19 protein-coding genes are annotated in these 18,572 nt (G+C 68.9%); 13 read left to right on the top strand and 6 right to left on the bottom strand.

Going from position 1 to position 18,572, the window contains the following annotated elements; all coding sequences use genetic code 11:
• Positions 1 to 37: 37 nt before the first annotated feature.
• The 9 genes from HMPREF1529_RS14070 to lnt all read left to right on the top strand — a co-directional run bounded on the left by HMPREF1529_RS14070 (position 38) and on the right by lnt (position 10,008).
• The gene (locus tag HMPREF1529_RS14070; RefSeq protein ID WP_005049347.1) at positions 38 to 724 is read left to right on the top strand and encodes an HAD family hydrolase; all 687 of its coding nucleotides are present in this window, start codon (positions 38 to 40) and stop codon (positions 722 to 724) included.
• Positions 721 to 1,767, top strand: a complete 1,047-nt coding sequence (locus tag HMPREF1529_RS14065; RefSeq protein WP_016465290.1) for a tRNA (adenine-N1)-methyltransferase — start codon at positions 721 to 723, stop codon at positions 1,765 to 1,767. Before HMPREF1529_RS14070 ends, HMPREF1529_RS14065 begins: the two co-directional genes overlap by 4 nt.
• 4 nt (positions 1,768 to 1,771) lie before the next feature.
• Positions 1,772 to 2,722, top strand: a complete 951-nt coding sequence (locus HMPREF1529_RS14060) for an FKBP-type peptidyl-prolyl cis-trans isomerase (RefSeq protein WP_005049349.1) — start codon at positions 1,772 to 1,774, stop codon at positions 2,720 to 2,722.
• Positions 2,723 to 2,807: 85 nt separating this feature from the next.
• Positions 2,808 to 3,812: a helix-turn-helix transcriptional regulator gene (locus HMPREF1529_RS14055; RefSeq protein WP_016465289.1), complete on the top strand. Its 1,005-nt coding sequence runs from the start codon at positions 2,808 to 2,810 to the stop codon at positions 3,810 to 3,812.
• On the top strand, positions 3,809 to 4,777 hold the full coding sequence (locus tag HMPREF1529_RS14050) for a helix-turn-helix transcriptional regulator (RefSeq protein WP_016465288.1): 969 nt from the start codon (positions 3,809 to 3,811) through the stop codon (positions 4,775 to 4,777). Before HMPREF1529_RS14055 ends, HMPREF1529_RS14050 begins: the two co-directional genes overlap by 4 nt.
• 59 nt (positions 4,778 to 4,836) lie before the next feature.
• Positions 4,837 to 5,085, top strand: a complete 249-nt coding sequence (locus HMPREF1529_RS14045; protein WP_016465287.1) for a twin-arginine translocase TatA/TatE family subunit — start codon at positions 4,837 to 4,839, stop codon at positions 5,083 to 5,085.
• A gap of 65 nt (positions 5,086 to 5,150) precedes the next feature.
• The gene (gene tatC / locus HMPREF1529_RS14040; RefSeq protein WP_016465286.1) at positions 5,151 to 5,903 is read left to right on the top strand and encodes a twin-arginine translocase subunit TatC; all 753 of its coding nucleotides are present in this window, start codon (positions 5,151 to 5,153) and stop codon (positions 5,901 to 5,903) included.
• A complete protein-coding gene (locus HMPREF1529_RS14035; RefSeq protein WP_016465285.1) occupies positions 5,900 to 8,380 on the top strand; it encodes a DEAD/DEAH box helicase in 2,481 nt (826 codons plus the stop codon). The genes tatC and HMPREF1529_RS14035 overlap by 4 nt, the downstream gene beginning before the upstream one ends.
• Before the next feature lie 23 nt (positions 8,381 to 8,403).
• Complete coding sequence (gene lnt, locus HMPREF1529_RS14030) at positions 8,404 to 10,008, top strand: apolipoprotein N-acyltransferase (protein WP_016465284.1); 1,605 nt, start codon at positions 8,404 to 8,406, stop codon at positions 10,006 to 10,008.
• Between the two features lie 3 nt (positions 10,009 to 10,011).
• On the opposite strand, the gene HMPREF1529_RS14025 is transcribed toward lnt, so the two are convergent.
• The 4 genes from HMPREF1529_RS14025 to HMPREF1529_RS14010 form a co-directional block, all read right to left on the bottom strand.
• A complete protein-coding gene (locus HMPREF1529_RS14025; protein WP_005049356.1) occupies positions 10,012 to 10,386 on the bottom strand; it encodes an RNA polymerase-binding protein RbpA in 375 nt (124 codons plus the stop codon).
• 101 nt (positions 10,387 to 10,487) lie between these two features.
• The gene (locus HMPREF1529_RS14020) at positions 10,488 to 11,261 is read right to left on the bottom strand and encodes a glycerophosphodiester phosphodiesterase family protein (protein ID WP_016465283.1); all 774 of its coding nucleotides are present in this window, start codon (positions 11,259 to 11,261) and stop codon (positions 10,488 to 10,490) included.
• The gene (locus HMPREF1529_RS14015) at positions 11,258 to 12,217 is read right to left on the bottom strand and encodes an SPFH domain-containing protein (RefSeq protein WP_016465282.1); all 960 of its coding nucleotides are present in this window, start codon (positions 12,215 to 12,217) and stop codon (positions 11,258 to 11,260) included. The genes HMPREF1529_RS14020 and HMPREF1529_RS14015 overlap by 4 nt, the downstream gene beginning before the upstream one ends.
• Positions 12,217 to 12,729, bottom strand: a complete 513-nt coding sequence (locus HMPREF1529_RS14010; protein ID WP_016465281.1) for an NfeD family protein — start codon at positions 12,727 to 12,729, stop codon at positions 12,217 to 12,219. Before HMPREF1529_RS14010 ends, HMPREF1529_RS14015 begins: the two co-directional genes overlap by 1 nt.
• Before the next feature lie 151 nt (positions 12,730 to 12,880).
• Here HMPREF1529_RS14010 and HMPREF1529_RS14005 point away from each other — a divergent pair, with 151 nt between their 5' ends.
• Positions 12,881 to 13,645 (top strand): SDR family oxidoreductase, encoded by a 765-nt coding sequence (locus tag HMPREF1529_RS14005; RefSeq protein WP_016465280.1) that lies wholly within the window; start codon positions 12,881 to 12,883, stop codon positions 13,643 to 13,645.
• A gap of 2 nt (positions 13,646 to 13,647) precedes the next feature.
• The gene (locus tag HMPREF1529_RS14000; RefSeq protein WP_016465279.1) at positions 13,648 to 15,630 is read left to right on the top strand and encodes a S9 family peptidase; all 1,983 of its coding nucleotides are present in this window, start codon (positions 13,648 to 13,650) and stop codon (positions 15,628 to 15,630) included.
• A gap of 68 nt (positions 15,631 to 15,698) precedes the next feature.
• On the opposite strand, the gene HMPREF1529_RS13995 is transcribed toward HMPREF1529_RS14000, so the two are convergent.
• On the bottom strand, positions 15,699 to 16,250 hold the full coding sequence (locus HMPREF1529_RS13995; RefSeq protein ID WP_005049363.1) for an HdeD family acid-resistance protein: 552 nt from the start codon (positions 16,248 to 16,250) through the stop codon (positions 15,699 to 15,701).
• Between the two features lie 276 nt (positions 16,251 to 16,526).
• Between HMPREF1529_RS13995 and HMPREF1529_RS13990 the strand changes: the two genes are divergently transcribed.
• Together HMPREF1529_RS13990 and HMPREF1529_RS13985 are read left to right on the top strand one after the other, a co-directional pair.
• A complete protein-coding gene (locus tag HMPREF1529_RS13990; protein WP_016465278.1) occupies positions 16,527 to 16,916 on the top strand; it encodes a DUF2087 domain-containing protein in 390 nt (129 codons plus the stop codon).
• A 9-nt stretch (positions 16,917 to 16,925) separates the two neighbouring features.
• Positions 16,926 to 18,263: an MFS transporter gene (locus tag HMPREF1529_RS13985; protein ID WP_005049365.1), complete on the top strand. Its 1,338-nt coding sequence runs from the start codon at positions 16,926 to 16,928 to the stop codon at positions 18,261 to 18,263.
• Between the two features lie 31 nt (positions 18,264 to 18,294).
• Here HMPREF1529_RS13985 and HMPREF1529_RS13980 read toward each other — a convergent pair whose 3' ends face one another.
• Positions 18,295 to 18,552 (bottom strand): DUF6458 family protein, encoded by a 258-nt coding sequence (locus tag HMPREF1529_RS13980; RefSeq protein ID WP_005049366.1) that lies wholly within the window; start codon positions 18,550 to 18,552, stop codon positions 18,295 to 18,297.
• Positions 18,553 to 18,572: the final 20 nt, after the last annotated feature.

Below are 18,572 nucleotides of genomic sequence, written 5' to 3'. Positions count from 1 at the left end.
CAACAGCAGCGTCGAGGCGCCTGGGTAGCATGGTCCGATGAGTTCCGCCCTTCCCGCCGCCGTTCTCTGGGACATGGACGGCACCCTCGTGGACACCGAGCCCTATTGGATGGAAGCAGAGACGGCTCTCGTCAAGAGCTTCGGCGGCACTTGGACGCACGAACAGGCGTTGACGCTCGTCGGACAGGGACTCGAGACCTCTGGCGCGATTCTGCAGGAGGCGGGCGTGCGAATGCCGGTCGCCGGCATCATCGATCACCTCACCGGCGAGGTGACGCGCCTGCTGGCCGAGCGGGGGAGCCCGCTGCGCCCCGGAGCCCACGAGCTGCTCGCGGCGCTGCGCGGCGCCGGCATTCGCTGTGCGCTGGTGACGATGTCGATGCGGCGGATGGCCGAACAGGTCGTGGCGCCCTTTCCCGAGCTGTTCGAGATCATCGTCGCGGGCGATGACGTCGCGCGGCCCAAGCCGTTCCCGGACGCGTATCTGCAGGCGTGCGGTGCCCTCGGCGTCGATCCCGTCGACGCGATCGCGATCGAGGACTCACCGACAGGCGTGCGGGCCGCCGTCGCCGCCGGGGTCACGACGATCGGCGTGCCGCTGATGGTCTCGCTCGTCGGCACGGGCGCCCACGCCCTGTGGCCGACGCTCGCGGGGCGCACACCCGACGACATCGCCGCGGTCCACGCGGCGCACCGCACCCACCGCACAGGAGAGCACGTATGACCACGCCGACTTCCCTCGTGGACCTCCGTCCGAGCGGCCCGTTCCGCCTCGGAGATCGCGTGCAGCTGACCGGTCCCAAGGGGCGCCTGCACACCGTCACCCTCCGGGAGGGTGGCGAGCTGCACACGCACCACGGGGTGCTCAAGCACGAACAGCTCCTCGGCCAGCCCGACGGCTCGGTGGTCACCAACTCCGGCGGCCACGAGTACCTGGCCTTGCGGCCGCTGCTGCGCGATTTCGTCATGTCGATGCCGCGTGGCGCGGCCATCGTGTACCCGAAGGATGCCGCACAGATCCTGGCCTCGGCCGACATCTTCCCCGGCGCGACGGTCGTCGAAGCGGGTGTCGGATCTGGTGCGCTGTCGATGTGGTTGCTGCGCACGATCGGTCCGGCCGGGCGGCTGGTCTCCTTCGAGCGGCGCGACGAGTTCGCGGAAGTGGCCCGGGCCAACGTCGAGACCTTTTTCGGGCACACACCCGACAGCTGGGACGTGGTCGTGGGAGACCTCGTCGAGGAGCTTCCCGCCGCGGTGCGCCCGGCATCCGTGGACCGCGTCGTTCTGGACATGCTCGCTCCGTGGGAGTGCATCGACGCGGTCGCTGACGCTCTCACGCCCGGCGGCGTCGTTCTCTGCTACATCGCCACAGCAACTCAGCTCAGCCGTGTCGCGGAGTACATCCGCGCCACCGGTCTGTTCACGGAGCCCGAGGCGACCGAGACGATGGTGCGTGGATGGCACGTCGAGGGACTCGCGGTGCGACCGGATCACCGGATGATCGCCCACACGGGGTTCCTCATCACGGCGCGCCGCCTTGCACCGGGCGCGATGCCCCCCGACGTGCGCAAGCGCGCGCTGAAGAAGCCGAGCTATGCCGACGAGGACGTCGAACTCTGGACGCCCGGGGCCGTCGGCGATCGCCAGATCACGGGCAAGAATCTCCGCAAGCGCGTGCGCGAGGCTCAGCGCGCGGCCGACGGCGCTCGGCAGGCGTCGGCCGACATCGTCGCGGCCGGGGGCGGCGCAGCGGACGACGTAGACTGATCCGGTGCGCCGGATCCCTGCTGCCCTCGCCGTCATCGGCCTGTCTGCTCTGACCCTCGTCGGATGCGCGTCGACGCCCGGATCGGCGGCGTCCTGCGACCGCCCGGCCGACAGTTCGGGCGTGCTGAACACGGTGAGCGTCTCCGGCGCCGCCGGCGCCCCGGACGTGACCTTGAGCGCTCCGGTCTACGTCGATCACACCGTCGCCGTCGACGAGAGCGTGGGCTCCGGACCGCGGGTCACATCCGATATGCAGGATGTGCAGTTCGCCATCACGATCATGAGCGGGTCGACCGGTCAGAAGATCCTGACGTCGGGCACGCAGGTCACTCCGCTGTCGAAGTGGCGCGAGCAGTACGCCGGGTTCGCCGAGCTGATGACCTGTGCGACCGAGGGCTCCCGCATCCTCGGCGCCGTCCCGGCCAGCGCGCTGTCGGCCCCGGCCGCTCAGGGGTGGGGTCTCACCGGCGCCGACTCGATCGTCGTCGCGATCGACCTGCAGAAGGTCTACCTCGCCGCTGCGGACGGCACGCCCCAGTACAACGATCGCCGGGGGATGCCCTCGGTGGTGCTGGCTCCGAACGGCACACCGGGGATCATCATCCCCGACACCGCGCCGCCGTCCGAGCTGGCCGTAGAGGTTCTCAAGAAGGGCGACGGCCCCGCGGTCGGCGACGGCGATCAGATCCGGATCAACTACACCGGCGTCACGTGGGCCGACCGCAAGGTCTTCGACTCGACATGGGACAAGGGGGCCTCCACCGCGGTCACGCTCGACGCCGTCGTCCCGGGCTTCGCACAGGCTCTGAAGGGGCAGACCGTCGGATCTCAGATCCTCGTGGTGATCCCGCCGTCCCTCGGATACGGAGACAAGGCCACCTCGTCCATCCCGGCAGGCTCGACGCTCGTCTTCGTGATCGACGTCCTCGGCGTCGACACTCCCGCCGCTCCCTGACCCGACCGGGGTGCTGATCGCCCACGGTCCGCTCACGGCCGCGCGGCACCGCCGTCGCTCCACAGGCGACGCCTAAGATTGATGCGTGCCCACCGAGACCAGCCGCAGCGCGCCCGAGGAGCGCCTCGTCAACCTCGTGGTCGCACTCATGGCGACGGAGCAGGGGCTGACGAAGGACACGATTCTGTCCTCGGTGGCGGGCTACCGCGAGCAGGGCTCTGCGGGCGCTTCGAAGGATGCGCTGGAGAAGATGTTCGAGCGTGACAAGGAGAACCTCCGCTCGCTCGGCATCCCTGTGGAGACCATCGGCGACTACGCCGACCCCGACGACCTCCGTGAGGCGCGGTACCGCATTCCCACCGCAGAATACGAGCTTCCCGCCGATATCGAGTTCACGCCGGCCGAGCTGGCCGTGCTGAACCTCGCCGGCGGCGTGTGGAGCGAGAGCTCCATGTCGGCGGACGCGCGCAGCGGCCTGCGCAAGATCCGGGCGCTGGGCATCGACGTCGACGCGCCGATCATCGGCTACTCGCCGCGCGTGAATCTGCGCGAGTCCGCCTTCGCGCCGATGCAGCGCGCGATCGAACAGGGGCGCGTCGTCGAGTTCTCCTATCTGAAGGCGGGAGAGGAGAACGCGCGCGTGCGTCGCGTGCAGCCCTACGCGCTGATCGAGTACGAGGCGCGGTGGCACGTCTACGGGTTCGATCTGATTCAGGGCGACGTGCGCACGTTCCTGCTGTCGCGGATCGTGTCGGATGTCGCGATCACGCGGACGACGTTCGATCTCGCCCTGCGCGAGGGCGCCGGCGAGCGTGCGCTGACCGGATTGGCGGAGCTCGCCGCCCGTCAGCAGGCACTGCTGGAGATCGCCCCGGGCACCGAGGCCGCTCTGCGACTCACGCGCCGGGCGACGCCCGCCGACCAGGGAATCCGCGTGCCCTACGTCGACGTCCACATCTTCGCCGACGAGCTGGCCTCGTACGGCCCGGAGGTGCGCGTGGTCGAACCGGGCGAACTGCGCGAGCAGGTGATCGCGCGTTTGGAGCGCACGCTGCGTGTGCATGGCACCGGCGCGGGGGAGCGATCATGAGCGCGCGGCGTAAACCTCTTCTCGCCACCGATCGCGCCGCCCTGATCCTGCAGCTCGTGCCCTACCTGATCGGGAAGGGCGAGGTGTCGCTCACCGAGGCGGCAGAGGAATTCGACGTCACGGTCGAGCAGATGCGGACCATGGTGGAGAAGCTGACCGTCATCGGGCTGCCCGGCGACGGCGGCTTCTGGCAGATGGCGAACGATCTGTTCGACATCGATTGGGATCTTCTCGATCAGCAGGACCTCATCGTCATCACCAACACGGTCGGTCTCGAGCGCACCCCGCGTCTGACGGCACCGGAAGCCGCCGCCCTCCTCGCCGGACTCCGTGTCGCGGCGTCGCTACCCGGGGTCGGCGACAGCGGCGTGATCCAGGGGCTGCTCGCCAAGCTCGCGCGTGGCGCCTCGGGCGTGCCGGCCGATGTCATCGTCGCGTCCGGCGAGGTCGACGACGTCCGTCTGACGGTCGATCGCGCGCTGCGTGACGGCGTCGCCGTGGCCTTCACCTACCAAGCCCCGGATGCCGCGCCCACCACCCGCACGGTCGACCCGGTCAAGGTCCACCTCGCCGGTGGTCAGTGGTACCTGCAGGGATGGTGCCACCTGCGTCAGGCGATGCGCACCTTCCATCTCGATCGTGTCTCCGACGTGCATCTCACCGACATCGTGAGCACCCACGGCGACGACAGCGTTCCCGCACTGTTCGAAGGCGCCTCCCGCGACGTCGAAGTCGTCGTCCGCTACCGGGCATCGGCAGCGCCGCTGCTGGCCGACTACGTCGTGATCGACGACCCGGCCGATGCCGGCGCCGCGGTGCGCTCGGCGCGGGTGCGCGTGGGGGATGCCCGCAGCCTGAAGCGTGTCGCGGCGAAGCTCGGCGGAGATCTGGAGATCGTCGGACCGGATGCCGCGCGTCACGCAGCCGCGGCGTGGGCCGAGGCGGGGCTCGCCCAGTACGCCTGAGCCCGGCGGCGGGACCGACAGGTAGACTGGGCGATATCCCCAGACCCGAGGAGACCCTCATGCTCGGAGGCTTGACCGGCTGGCACCTGCTGGCCCTTGTCGTCATCATCCTGCTCCTGTTCGGGGCGGCGAAGCTCCCTGCGCTGGCCAAGAGCGTCGGTCAGTCCGCGCGCGTCTTCAAGGGCGAGATGAAGGCGATGAAGGAAGACGACGCCGCCGCCGCGACGCCGCCCGCGCCGCCGGTGACCGGAAGCGCAGCCGGGACGGCCGCCTCGAGCGCCGAGCCCGGACCCGACACCAAGCCCTGACGTCGGTGGCCACGGTCGAGTCCGCTCGTCTCGGCGAGGACGACGCGCCCCGTCGCGATCGTCGGATGTCGCTGGCGGAGCACTTCACGGAGCTGCGCCGACGCTTCATCATCGGCATCATCGCGCTCGTCGTCGGCATGATCATCGCGTGGATCTTCACCGACGCCATCATCTGGGCGATGACGGAGCCGATCCGGGTCGTCGCCGCGCAGCGCGGCGACGGCGACGTCGTCACTCTGATGTACCAGAGCATCACGGGCCCGTTCGACATGCGGCTGCGCATCGCACTGGCCGTCGGCGTCATCTTCTCCGCACCGGTGTGGGTCTGGCAGATCTGGGCGTTCCTCGTTCCGGGCCTCACCCGCAAGGAGGTCCGCTACACCATCGGGTTCGTGAGCGCCGCCGTGCCCCTTTTTGCCGCCGGCGTGTTCGTCGGGTGGCTGATCATGCCCCACATCGTGGAGCTCATGGCGTCCTTCACTCCGCAGGGCGCGTCGAACATCTACGACTCGAAGTACTACTACGACTTCGTCTTCAAGCTGCTGCTCGTCGTCGGCGTCTCCTTCGTGCTTCCCGTCTTCCTGGTCGCGTTGAACCTCGCCGGTGTGATGAGCGGTATGGCGATCCTGAAGGGATGGAGGGTGGCCGTGCTCGTTGCGTCACTGTTCGCGGCACTCGCCACGCCCGCCGCCGACATCGTCAGCATGCTGCTGCTGGCCGGCATCCTGACCGTGCTCTACTTCGCCGCCGCCGGGCTGTCGGTGCTCTTCGATCGCCGACGCGCCAAGCGCGAGAAGGCGCTCGGGCTCGACCTGTGACGGATCCCGCGAGCCGCTTCGCGCAGGCCCAGGCCCGCCAGGCGCATCCGATCACGGCCTCCTTCGCCGACGGCCAACGCTTCGACCTCGACCCCTTCCAGATCGCGGGATGTCACGCCCTCGAGGACGGACGCAGCGTGTTGGTCGCGGCGCCCACCGGCGCGGGAAAGACCATCGTCGGCGAGTTCGCCGTGCATCTGGCCATGCGCGAGCCCGGCGAGAAGGCCTTCTACACGACGCCGATGAAGGCGCTGTCGAACCAGAAGTTCCGCGAGCTGCAGCAGGTGTACGGCGAGGACGAGGTCGGCCTGCTCACGGGCGACACGAACATCAACGGCAACGCCCGCGTCGTCGTGATGACCACCGAGGTGCTCCGCAACATGCTCTACGCCGACTCCCCGGCGCTGCGCGGTCTGCGCTACGTGGTGATGGACGAAGTCCACTACCTCGCCGATCGGTTCCGCGGCGCGGTGTGGGAGGAGGTCATCATCCATCTGCCGCCGCGTGTGAAGCTCGTGTCGCTGTCGGCCACCGTGTCCAATGCCGAGGAGTTCGGCGACTGGCTCGACACCGTGCGTGGTGACACGGCGGTCATCGTCTCCGAAACCCGACCCGTTCCGCTCGAACAGCATGTGCTGGTCCGTGGCGATCTGCTGCCGTTGTTCGACGATCGCGCCGGCATCGCGACCGCGCAGGTCAATCAGGAGCTCATGCGCCTGCGATCGGTGCGCGGCTCCACGTTCGAGAGCAATCGCCGGGCTCAGGATTACCGCTCTCACCGTCACCGGGCGCAGGCCGATCGATCCGGCGCCGCGCGGCCCCCGAAGGGGGCTACGCGGCCGCTGCGCTCTGCAAATATGCAGCGCATCGAGCGCATCGATCGGCCACAGGTGGTCGAGCTGTTGGCGCGGGCGAACCTCCTGCCCGCGATCTTTTTCATCTTCAGCCGTGCGGGCTGCGAGGGCGCCGTGCAGCAGGTTCGACGCTCCGGCGTGCGCCTGACCGACCGCGACGAGCGCGATGAGATTCGCCGGATCGTCGACGAGCGTACGCTGACGCTTCCCGACGAGGATCTCGCCGTGCTCGGCTTCTGGGAGTGGCGGGAGAACCTCGAACGCGGTGTCGCGGCCCACCACGCGGGCCTGCTCCCCGCGTTCAAGGAGATCGTCGAAGAGCTCTTCCAGCGCAAGCTCGTCAAGGTCGTCTTCGCGACCGAGACGCTCGCGCTCGGCATCAACATGCCGGCGCGCACCGTCGTCCTCGAAAAGCTCGAGAAGTTCAACGGTGAGGCGCGGGTCGCCATCACGTCCGGCGAGTACACGCAGCTGACGGGGCGTGCGGGGCGGCGCGGGATCGATGTCGAAGGCCACGCGGTCATCCAGTGGAGTGAGAATCTCGATCCCCAGGCCGTGGCGGCACTGGCCTCGCGGCGCACGTACCCGCTCAACTCGAGCTTCCGCCCGACGTACAACATGGCGGTGAACCTCATCGACCAGTTCGGTCGTGCCCGAGCGCGCGAGATCCTCGAGTCGTCGTTCGCCCAGTTCCAGGCCGACCGCGCCGTGGTGGGGCTGGCGCGCGAAGTCAAGGATGCCGAGGTCTCCCTGGCCGGGTATGCGGCGTCGATGGCGTGCGATCGGGGCGACTTCGCCGAGTTCGCCCGCATGAGACGCGAGCTCGGCGACCTCGAACGCAAGGGTGACCGCTCCGGCCCTCCGAAGGTGCGCCAGCAGCGTCAGGAGCACATCGAGTCGCTGCGGCGGAGCCTCAAGCGGCATCCGTGCCAGAGCTGCCCCGACCGCGAGAAGCACGCCCGATGGGCCGAACGCTACGGAAAGCTGCGGCGCCACACCGACAAGCTGCGTCAGCAGATCGACACGCGTACCGGTACGGTCGCGCGCATCTTCGACCGGGTCGTCGACGTGCTCACTGCGCTGAACTATGTGCACGTCGATGCCGACGGAGCCACCGCGCTGACGGCGGCCGGCGCGACGATGAAGCGAATCTACGGTGAGCGCGATCTCCTCGTCGCGGAATCGCTGCGCACCCGCATCTGGAAAGACCTCGATCCGGCCGGCCTCTCCGCTCTCGCGTGCTGTCTCGTCTATGAGCCGCGTCGCGACGAGAGCGGCCCCGGTGAGCACGGGCTTCCACGGGGCGCGTTCCGCGCGGCGCTGACGGCGACGCAGGAGCTGTGGGCACGACTGGACGATCTGGAACAGGACCACCGCCTGCCGGGGTCGTCCCCGGTGGCCACCGGACTCGCCCAGGCCATGCACTCCTGGGCGCGCGGGGCTTCGCTCGACCGTGTGCTGCAGGAGGCAGATCTCGCCGCGGGCGACTTCGTACGCTGGACGAAGCAGACCATAGACCTCCTCGACCAGCTGTCGATGGTCGCCGACGCACCGCTCGCCACGACGGCACGCGCCGCCCTCGATGCCGTTCGACGCGGGATCGTCGCGTACGGCTCGTACTGAATCGGCTCGCCTAGGCTCGATCCGTGCCCGAACGACTCCATCTTGCCGCCCCGCGGGTACGACCCCTTCTTCCGCTGTGGGCGGCGGGCGTCGTCGCGACGGCCGCGGGGCTGGTGCTCACGCTCGCGTTTCCCGCGATGTCGTGGTGGCCCGTGGTCTTCGTCGCCGTACCGCTGGGGCTGCTGACGCTCATCGGACGGCGCACCGGCGGCGCGTTCACGGTCGGACTCCTTTTCGGCGTCGGCCTGTTCTTCGTGAACTTCTCCTTCACGGCCCGCTATCTCGGGCCGGTGCCGTGGATCGCGCTGTCGACGCTGGAGTCGCTGCTGACGGCGGTCATGGCCATTCCCATCGCCTGGGCCTATCGATGGCTGCCTCGCTGGGCACCCGGCACCGCGGGACGCCTCCTCGTGCTGCCGGCTCTCGTGGCGGGGTTGTGGGTGTCGCGGGAAGAACTCCAGGGCACGTTCCCCTACGGAGGCTTCCCCTGGACCCGCATCGCCGTGACGCAGGCGGACTCGCCGCTCGTGCACGTCACGTCGTGGACGGGGATGAGCGGTCTGTCGTTCCTGATCGTGTTCGCCTGCGCCGCAGCGATCGAGGCGGCGCGGCTCGGACGGGCCCGCGGTGTGCCCGCGGCAGCGCTGCGGATACTGCCCGCGGGAATCACCGTCCTGGTGCTGTTTCTTCTTCCCGCCTTTCCGACGTCGGATGCCGGCAGTATCCGCGTGGGTGCCGTGCAAGGCAACGGGCCCGCCGGTTACTTCGATCAGCGTGCCGCCTACGACGTGTTCCGCGCGCAGCTTGCGGCGACGCGGCCCATCGAAGACCGCGACATCGATCTGCTGCTCTGGCCGGAGGGCGGGATCGATGCCGACCCGCTGTCGAACACGTCGGTGCGCACAGCCCTGGACGCGCTGGCAGACCGTGTCGGCGCACCGCTGCTGGTCAGCGGCGTCACTCAACGCGGCGACCAGTACTTCAACTCCTCGCTGCTGTGGAAGGCCGGGGGGCAGAACCCGACGGCGCTGTATGACAAGCGCCACCCGGTTCCGTTCGGCGAGTACGTACCGGACCGTTGGTTCTACAGCATGCTCGCCCCGGATCTCATCGGCCTCATCCAGCGCGAGTACACGCCGGGGACGACGACGCCGATGTTCGACGTGAACGGAGTGGGCGTCGGGCTCGCCATCTGCTTCGACGTGATCTACGACGATGTCATCCGCGAGGGCGCCCTGTCCGGGGCCCAGGTCTATATGTTCCAGACGAACAACGCCGACTTCCGCGGAACCGACGAGAACCTGCAGCAACTCGCGTTCGCCCGTATTCGTGCCGTGGAGACCGGCCGCGCCGTCGTCAACCTGTCGACCGTCGGCACCAGTCAGGTCATCGGACCCGACGGCCGCACGATCGATGCGCTGCCCGCCGACGAGCCCGGTGCGATGGTCACCGACGTGCCGCTGCGCACCGGTCTGACCCCCGGCATCCTTCTGGGCGACGCCATCCAGACCCTGCTCGGGTGGGGCAGTGTGGTGGCGCTCGCCCTGGTCGGCCTCATCGTCCGCCGTCGCGCGCGCACGCCGAAGACGCCGACCCCCGAAGGGGCCGGCGTCGAAGCGGGGGAGTGAGCGTCAGGCGCTCAGGCGGGAGTCGTCCGCGGCGCCGCGACGGGCGCGCAGCAGGGAGAGGCGCTCTTCGAGCAGCTCCTCCAGCTCGGGAACGGTACGACGCTCCAGCAGCATGTCCCAGTGGGTGCGGGGAGCCTTGTCCCCGGAGTGGTCGACCTCGACAACCGAATCGCCCACGCGGAGCACGGCCTCGGCGCCGCACGTGCGGCACTCCCAGGCGTCGGGAAGCTCGGCATCGGCTGCAAAGGTCATCACGGTCTCGCGTCCGCACTGCGTGCAGACATAGGTGTGGTTGGCGCGCTCATGGAACACGACGCCTTCTTCGCTCTGTAGGCTCGAGGCGCCGAGTCGGATGCCGCGCAGGCTGCGATCTGCCATTGTGTGGTCCTCTCGTCGTCTCAGGTATAACGTGCGCACCTGTGTGCCTCATCCGAACGACCGTGCAATATCACCCTTTCACAGGGGATCCCCAGCCCTGATCAGGGGCGCGACGCGGTGGCGGTCAGCGCGAGGTCGGCACGATCGGTGACGAGACCGTCGACGCCCAGCGCCAGAAGGCGATCCATGTCGTCTCGGTCGTTCACGGTCCACACGTGCACCTCGACGCCGGCGTCGTGCACCAGCTGCAGCAGGCGCGGCGTGACGATGCGGATCGGTCCCTGACGCTCGGGGATCTGCACGGCATCCACGCCGCGGAGCACCCGTCTGACCAGAGCGCTCGATCCCGTCGAGACGGCAGCCAGCAGTCTCGCGATGGTCTCGCGGCCGGCCGAGGTCGCCGGTTCGCCGCCGAGATGACGTGCCGCATCGAGCGCTCGCCTGCGGCGCGCGTCCGAGAAACTCGTGACCAGCACGCGATCCGCGTGCCCGGCGACCACGCGGCCCAGGGGATGAGCGGCATCGGCCGACTTGACGTCGATGTTGAAGCGCAGCGTCGGAAACGCCTCGATCGTGTCCGCGGCGGTCGCGAGACCGCCGCGGTCGGCCATGATCTCCGCGAGCTCGTCATGACGCACGGCTGAGAGCTTCCGGGGGTCACCGGTCACCCGGCGCAGGTCGTCATCGTGGAAGAAGACCACGACGCCGTCGGCGGTCAGATGGCAGTCCGACTCCACATATCTCGCACCGATCGCGTGCGCGGCAGCGAAGGCAGCGACCGAGTTCTCGACGATGCCCTCCGAGTCGTGGGGAACGTATCCGCGATGAGCCAGCACACGCGGAGCCGCCGTGGCGGCGAACCACGGGTGGCTCACGAGGGATCAGCGGGAGGCGTGGCCGTCGTCGCGGGCGGCCTCGGTGCGTCGCCGGCATCCGTGCGTGCGGCGAACGCGCTTCCGAGACCCTTCATCGCCTCCGTGAACTCGCTGGGGATGATCCACAGCTTGCTCGACGAGCTGTCGCTGATCTTTGGCAGGGTCTGCAGGTACTGGTACGCGAGGAGCTTGTCGTCGGGGCGGCCCGCGTGGATCGCGGAGAAGACGTTCTGGATCGCGGCGGCCTCGCCCTCGGCACGGAGGATCGCGGCCTGCTTGTCGCCCTCTGCGCCCAGGATCGCCGCCTGACGGCGTCCCTCCGCCTCCAGGATCTGCGACTGCTTCGATCCCTCGGCGGTCAGGATGGTCGCGCGACGCTCGCGCTCGGCTCTCATCTGCTTCTCCATCGAGTCCTGGATGGAGTGGGGCGGGTCGATGGCCTTCAGCTCGACGCGGGACACCCGCAGGCCCCACTTGCCTGTCGCCTCATCGAGGACGACGCGCAGCTGTCCGTTGATGTTGTCCCGACTCGTGAGCGCCTCTTCCAGATTGAGACCGCCGACGACGTTGCGGAGCGTGGTCGTCGTGAGCTGTTCGACGGCCGACAGGTAGTTGGCGATCTCGTATGTCGCGGCGCGCGCGTCGGTCACCTGGAAGTAGACGACCGTATCGATCGAGACGACGAGGTTGTCCTCGGTGATGACGGGCTGCGGCGGGAAGGAGACCACCTGCTCGCGCATGTCGACCAGGGGACGCAGGCGGTCGATGAACGGCACCAGGATGTTGAGTCCGGGGGAGAGGGTGCGCTGATAGCGGCCCAGCCGCTCCACGACGCCGGTGTAGGCCTGCGGGATGATCCGAATGGATCGGAAGAGGACCACGATCACGAAGATCGCGACTACGACGAGCAGGACGATCACGAAGATCTGACCCACGAACGCTCCGACGTCGACCATCAGTCGGTGCTCCTTTCGGGAGAGTCGGCCGCCGGGGAGCCGGAGGCGGGGAAGGAGGGGGCAGGCGCGACTTCGACCGTGGCGCCGCGCACCGCAGTGACCACCGCCCGCTCGCCCGGAGACAGTGCGGGCGCCGCCGGAGCGAGCTCTGCCGTCCACTGCTCGCCGTTGTCGAGACGGACGAAGCCGCGACCATCGACGAAGGGCGCCGTCACACGTGCGGCCATGCCGTACAGCGCGTCGACGTTCGTCGGGTGCGGCTGGCTCGATCGGCGCAGCGCGGTGAGCAGGAGCGGGCGGATCGTGAACAGCAGCAGTGCAGACACGGCAGCGGCGATGAGTATCTGAAGCCACCAGGGGCCGCCGAGCAGGTTCACGCCGAGGCCGCCGATGACCGCGCCGGCGGCGAGCATGAGGAAGGTGAACTCGAGGGTCAGCAGTTCGATGATCACGAAGACCACGGCGAGCACGATCCAGGCGATCCAGAGATATTGCGTGAGATCGGGCAGCATGCGCGCTCCCTTCGTGGGTCTTGTTCGAACCCTAACACCCGGCCGTCTCGATGCGGTGCCCAGCCGCCGGGTGTTCGTCGGGCACCGGTTGATAGTGTCGAGAAGGCTGCGGCGACACCCGCCCGGCATCCGTCTTCTTGCAGGAGCAATCATGTCCCAGCCCATCCCCGCCGGCTCGCTCGCCGGACGGACGGCCCTCGTCACCGGATCTTCGCGCGGCATCGGTGCCGACACGGCTCGCTACCTCGCCGAGGGCGGCGCGAACGTCGTCATCAACTTCCGCAACAAGGCGCCGCGGGCCGAGAAGCTCGCTGCCGAGCTGCGGGAACTCGGTGTCGAGGTGCTGGTCGTCGGCGCCGATCTGACCGATGCCGGTTCGGTGGCGGCGATGATGGAAGCCGTCAAGGAGACGTTCGGAGCTCTCGATCTGCTCGTCCTCAACGCGTCCGGCGGCATGGAGAGCGGGATGGGTGCCAACTATGCGCTCGTCCTCAACCGCGACGCCCAGCTGGGAGTCCTCGACGCGGCGCTGCCCCTGCTGCACGACGGCTCTCGGGTGGTCTTCGTCACGAGCCACCAGGCCCACTTCATCCGCACGACGCCCACGATGCCCGAGTACGAGCCGGTCGCGTTGTCCAAGCGCGCCGGTGAGGACGCGCTGCGCGAGCGGATCCCCGCCCTGGCGGCGGAGGGCATCGATTTCGTGGTCGTTTCCGGCGACATGATCGAGGGCACGATCACGGCAACGCTGCTCGAGCGCGCCAACCCCGGCGCGATCGCCGATCGCCGGGAGTCGGCCGGCAAGCTGTACAACGTCTCCGAGTTCGCCGCCGAGGTGGCCCTCGCCGCGGTCGAGCCGATTCCGGACGACAACACGCGTCTCGTCGGAGACGTGAGTTCGTTCGGCGGCGAGTGAGCATGCGTCCCGTCGACATCGCATCCCTCACCAGCGTTGGACGCCCCAGCATCGCCCCCGATGGCTCGTTCACCGTCTTCGCAACGTCGCGTCCCGACCTCGGCGCCGACCGCAACGTCGGTCAGATCTGGCGGATCGATCTGCCGGACGGTGCGCCCCGTCGCCTGACGCGTGGGGTGTCGGACTCGTCGCCGCAGGTATCACCCGACGGTGAGCGCGTCGCTTTCGTGCGCGCGGACGCCGACGGAACCTCGCAGATCTTCGTGATCCCGGCATCCGGTGGCGAGCCGGTGCAGGCGACCGAGGCCCGCGGCGGCGTGGGGTCGTTCGCGTGGTCGCCCGATGGGGGACGTATCGCGTTCACGGCACGGGTCCTCGAGCAGGGGCGTTACGGCACCGTGGAGGGCCGCCCGGCCGAGGCGGAGTCGCCGCGGCGCATCACCGGGATCCGCTGGCACGCCAACGGTCTCGGCTACATCGCCGACCGGCCGTCGCATCTGTTCATCATCGACGTCCCCGACACCGGTGCGGAGCCGTTCTATGCGCCGGCGCCGACGGCAACGGGCGAGGCCGGCAAGGCGCCGCGCGTCGCTGCGGAGGCGATGGCGCTCACCGCCGGCGCCGTGTCGCATCACGGCGTCGTGTTCACGGCCGACGGCGCTCACGTGCTGACAGTCCTCGACGAGATCGAAGACGATCGCCGCGATCTGCGGACGCCGCTCGTCGCCGTTGCCGTCGACGGCTCGGCCACGATCGAGGTGCTCGCTCGCGGCGCGGGGTACTCGATCGACGACGTGAGCGTCGCTCACGACGGAACGGTCGCCGTCCTGGCGTCGCGACCGGGGGAGTCCGGCATCGATTTCATCGCTCCGGACGTCGCGCTCTACGTCCTCGAGGGACCGCTGTCTGCGCCCGCGCCGCGCGCGCTGACCGACCCCGACACCGTCGACCTCGGCGAAGTGGGCTCCCACATCACGCCGCTCGGAGATGATTTCCTCGTCCAGAACCGCACTCGCGGACGGGTGGAACTGCTGCGTGTCACGCGCGACGGGAGCGTCCACGCGCTCGTCGACGGCGACATCGAGGTGGGCGGACACGCCGCGGCGGGGGAGCGCGTGGTGTTCTCGCACGCGACGCCTCGCAGCCTCGGTGAGCTGTCGCTGCTCGGCGCCGGGCCGCTCACCACGTTCGGGGAGGCCGCCGCCGCGCATGTCCTCGCGCGGCCGGAGGAGCGTGAGATTGTCGCCCGCGACGGCTACCCTGTGCACGGCTGGGTGGCCGTTCCCGCGGGCGAGGGCCCCTTCCCGGTGATCTTGCAGATCCACGGCGGCCCGCATGCGTCGTACGGCATACATCTGTTCGATGAGACGCAGGTCCTCGTCGATGCCGGGTACGCCGTTGTGTACTGCAACCCGCGGGGGAGCGCCGGATACGGTCGGGCGCACGGACGGAGCATCCGTGGCGCCATGGGCACCGTCGACATGGCCGACGTCCTCGATTTCCTCGACGGCGTCGTGGACGACGATGCTCGTCTGGACGGCGCACGCGTCGGCATCCAGGGCGGTTCGTACGGCGGGTATCTCACCGCGTGGACCATCGCGCACGACCACCGGTTCGCCGGCGCCATCGTCGAGCGCGGCTTCCTCGACCCGGTGAGTTTCCAGGGCACCAGCGACATCGGCTCGTTCTTCGGTGATGAGTACGTCGGCACGGAGCCCGACGACATGGCGCGCCAGAGCCCGATGGCCGTCGTTCGGTCCGTGCGGACGCCGACCCTGGTCATGCACTCCGAGCTGGACTTCCGGTGCCCCCTTGAGCAGGCGACCCGCTACTACGCGGCGCTGAAGCGGCAGGGGACGGAAGCCGAGATGCTCATCTTCCCGGGGGAGAACCACGAACTGACGCGGTCGGGCCGGCCGCGTCACCGGGTGGAGAGATTCGACGCGGTCCTCGAATGGTGGTCGCGTCACCTGCCGGCTCGCTGAGCCGCGGGCAATCCGCAACGACGAAGCGCCCCACTGCCTCTCGGCGAGCGGGGCGCTTCGTTGTTGTGTCACTTGCCGAACGAGAACGCGCGTCCGATCTGGACGATGCCCATCACGATGGCCGAGATCCCGAGGAGCCACCAGAGCACGACCGCGCCCCACAGGGGCGAGAACAGCAGTGTGACACCGGCGATGATCGAGATGATGGCGTAGAAGATCGTCCACCCGCGGGAAGGCGCCAGATCGAGCGTCGACAGCGCGACGACGCCCTCGATGACCCACATGATCCCGACGAGGATGCCGAGGAAGACGGCCAGCGAGAGTGCGGCCAGGCCCAGGTTGGAGAACGCGACGATACCGGCGACGACGTAGAGCACGCCGAGCAGCACGTGACCGACGCGCGACCAGCCGCCCTTTCCGGTTGCGAAGATTCCCATTCCCGCGTAGACGAGACCGGCGACGATGGCGTAGATCGCGATGATCGCGGTCACGACCATCGCCGTCTTTCCGGGCCAGATGAGAATGACGATGCCGAGGATGACGGACAACGCGCCACCCAGACCGAGAGCGGTCCGGATGCCGTTGGTTGCCGTCTTCTCGAGGGACGGTTCAGCAGTCATGGCGAAGCCCTTTCTGAAAATCTCCTGTGAGTGGAGATGGTTTCAGGGCAGCGCTGTTGCCCCGCGCGTGTGGGCCCCGGCGCGCGGTGTGCTCACGGCCGCCTCGCGCGAGCTTTACGACACCGATGTCGCACGTTGAAGCATTGCCGATAATGCACATTATGTCAGAAGCGGGAATGAGTCTTCCCCACTCCAGCCTCACGAGGGGAAAGAGCTTCTCGCGGGAGATCTTGGCGGTGACGGCGAGCTCGCTGTTCAGTGGCCTCCTCTGACGTCATGGACGATGGATCCTGGCTGGCAGCGGTCATGCGATTGCAGGCGCTTGGGCTCGTAGACGTGGACGTCGACGGGATCCACTTCGACGACGCCCCGTTGCGGCCCCTGCTCGCCACTGCGCCCCGGCCGCAGGGTCCCGAACGCTTCCTCGATCGTGACGGCCGAATCGATCGCTACCCCTCTCAGGCCGGTGAGCGCGCGTCACTGCTGCGGTTCGTGTCCGAGCGGGCGTTCTCCCCCGGGGCGATCATGGACGAGCGCGAGGTCAACGAACGGCTCGAGTGCTACGCGCCGAACGGCGACGTCGCCGCGCTCCGACGTCATCTGGTCGACCATGGCATCCTGGAGCGCACGCGCTCAGGGTCCGAGTACGCGCTCCGACGCGAGTAGCGTTGTGGGGTGAGCTCACCCCGCCTCTCCCCTGCGTCGGTCGGGCCGGATGCCAGAGCGTGGCTCATCTGGGGCGTCGGCGTCGCCGCCTATATGCTCGCGGTGATCAACCGCAGCTCACTCTCCGCTGTCGGCGTCGACACGGCTCAGCGCTTCGGGGCGGATGCCGCGACGCTGTCGATGTTCGCGGTCGTCCAGCTCGCCGTCTACGGCGGGATGCAGATTCCGATCGGCCTTCTGCTCGACCGCTACGGCGCCCGCCCCATCATGACGATCGGGATGCTGCTGATGGCGGCCGGTCAGCTCACGCTCGCGTTCTCCCCCAGTGTCGGCGTCGCGATCTTCGCCCGCATGCTGTTGGGTGCCGGTGACGCCGCGATCTTCCCCGGCGTGCTCCGTCTGGTCGCCGTGTGGTTCCCCGCGCAGCGCGGTCCGCTGATGAGTCAGCTCACGGGGCTCGTCGGCCAAGCCGGGCAGCTCCTCGCGCTCGCCCCGCTCGCCGCGATGCTCCACGCGACCAGTTGGGAGATCGTCTTCGGCGGCATCGCCGGGCTCTGCGTGCTCTTCGGCATCCTGGTGTGGGCCGTCATCCGCAACCGTCCGCCGGCGTTGAGAGCGGACGTCTCGGTCGATACGAACACCGGGGCGATCCGTGTTGTGCGCTCTTCGATGGACACCGGCGTCGGCATCCGCGCCGCCTGGGCGCATCCCGGTACGCGCCTCGCGTTCTGGTCGCACTTCACGGCGCCGTTCGCCGGCACCGCGTTTGTGCTGCTGTGGGGAACGCCGTTCCTCACGGCGGGCGAGGGACTCACACTCGCGCAGGCGGCAGGCGTCCTGTCGACCTATGTCGTGGTGGGAATGGCGCTCGGCCCGATCATGGGTGACATCTCGCGGCGCATTCCCCACTTGCGTTCTCGGGCGCTGGTTCTTCCTGCGGTGGGCACCCAGTTCGTCGCGTGGGCGGTGGTCATCGCGTGGCCCGGGCCCGCACCGCTCTGGCTTCTCTACGGGCTCGCTGTGGCGCTGGCGATGGGCGGCCCAGCCTCGATGATTGCCTTCGACCACGCCCGCACCCACAACCCGGCCCACCGGCTGAGCACCGCGACGGGAATCACGAACGTCGGCGGCTTCCTCGCCGCGCTGGTCGCGATCTTCGCGATCGGGATCGCGCTCGACCTGCAGGGCGCCGGCACCCCGGAAACCTATCGGCTGGACGCGTTCCGGTTGGCGTTCCTCGCGCAGGTGCCGCTCTGGGCGCTCGGTTGGACATTCATCGTCATCGAGCGCCGCAAGACGCGGGTGCTGCTGGGGATGGACCCGCCACGTCGGCCGCGCGCCGACTGATCGTCGCGCGGCCGTGCGGCAGCCGACAGCCTCAGACCGTTCCGTCGCCCGAGGTGCGGGACTCGGTCTGCGTGATCCGCTCGCCGACACCGGGCTCGACGGTGCGCGTCACCTGCTGCGTCGACCGACGGCGCAGCATGAGGACGAGTCCGATGACGAAGATAAGCACGCCCGCGCCCATCAGGATGTAGCCGATCATGTCGAGGTCGACGTACGGGACGTCGGCGTTGACGGCGAAAACGAGGATCGCTCCAATGACGAACAGTGCGATTCCGGCTCCGATGCTCATAAGTGCGTCTCCTTGTTCGG

The organism is Microbacterium sp. oral taxon 186 str. F0373 (assembly GCF_000411455.1).
Taxonomy (GTDB): domain Bacteria; phylum Actinomycetota; class Actinomycetes; order Actinomycetales; family Microbacteriaceae; genus Microbacterium.
The sequence above is the reverse complement of the archived record's forward strand: the minus strand, read 5'-3'. Positions and strand labels throughout refer to the sequence as shown.

Bases quoted from the DNA above. Each gene is read 5' to 3' on its own strand.
- HMPREF1529_RS14070 (WP_005049347.1), top strand. From the start codon at position 38: ATGAGTTCCGCCCTTCCCGCCGCCGTTCTCTGGGACATGGACGGCACC.
- HMPREF1529_RS14065 (WP_016465290.1), top strand. From the start codon at position 721: ATGACCACGCCGACTTCCCTCGTGGACCTCCGTCCGAGCGGCCCGTTC.
- HMPREF1529_RS14050 (WP_016465288.1), top strand. From the start codon at position 3,809: ATGAGCGCGCGGCGTAAACCTCTTCTCGCCACCGATCGCGCCGCCCTG.
- HMPREF1529_RS14045 (WP_016465287.1), top strand. From the start codon at position 4,837: ATGCTCGGAGGCTTGACCGGCTGGCACCTGCTGGCCCTTGTCGTCATC.
- tatC (WP_016465286.1), top strand. From the start codon at position 5,151: ATGTCGCTGGCGGAGCACTTCACGGAGCTGCGCCGACGCTTCATCATC.
- HMPREF1529_RS14025 (WP_005049356.1), bottom strand. From the start codon at position 10,386: ATGGCAGATCGCAGCCTGCGCGGCATCCGACTCGGCGCCTCGAGCCTA.
- HMPREF1529_RS14015 (WP_016465282.1), bottom strand. From the start codon at position 12,217: ATGGTCGACGTCGGAGCGTTCGTGGGTCAGATCTTCGTGATCGTCCTG.
- HMPREF1529_RS14010 (WP_016465281.1), bottom strand. From the start codon at position 12,729: ATGCTGCCCGATCTCACGCAATATCTCTGGATCGCCTGGATCGTGCTC.
- HMPREF1529_RS14005 (WP_016465280.1), top strand. From the start codon at position 12,881: ATGTCCCAGCCCATCCCCGCCGGCTCGCTCGCCGGACGGACGGCCCTC.
- HMPREF1529_RS14000 (WP_016465279.1), top strand. From the start codon at position 13,648: ATGCGTCCCGTCGACATCGCATCCCTCACCAGCGTTGGACGCCCCAGC.
- HMPREF1529_RS13995 (WP_005049363.1), bottom strand. From the start codon at position 16,250: ATGACTGCTGAACCGTCCCTCGAGAAGACGGCAACCAACGGCATCCGG.
- HMPREF1529_RS13990 (WP_016465278.1), top strand. From the start codon at position 16,527: ATGGACGATGGATCCTGGCTGGCAGCGGTCATGCGATTGCAGGCGCTT.
- HMPREF1529_RS13980 (WP_005049366.1), bottom strand. From the start codon at position 18,552: ATGAGCATCGGAGCCGGAATCGCACTGTTCGTCATTGGAGCGATCCTC.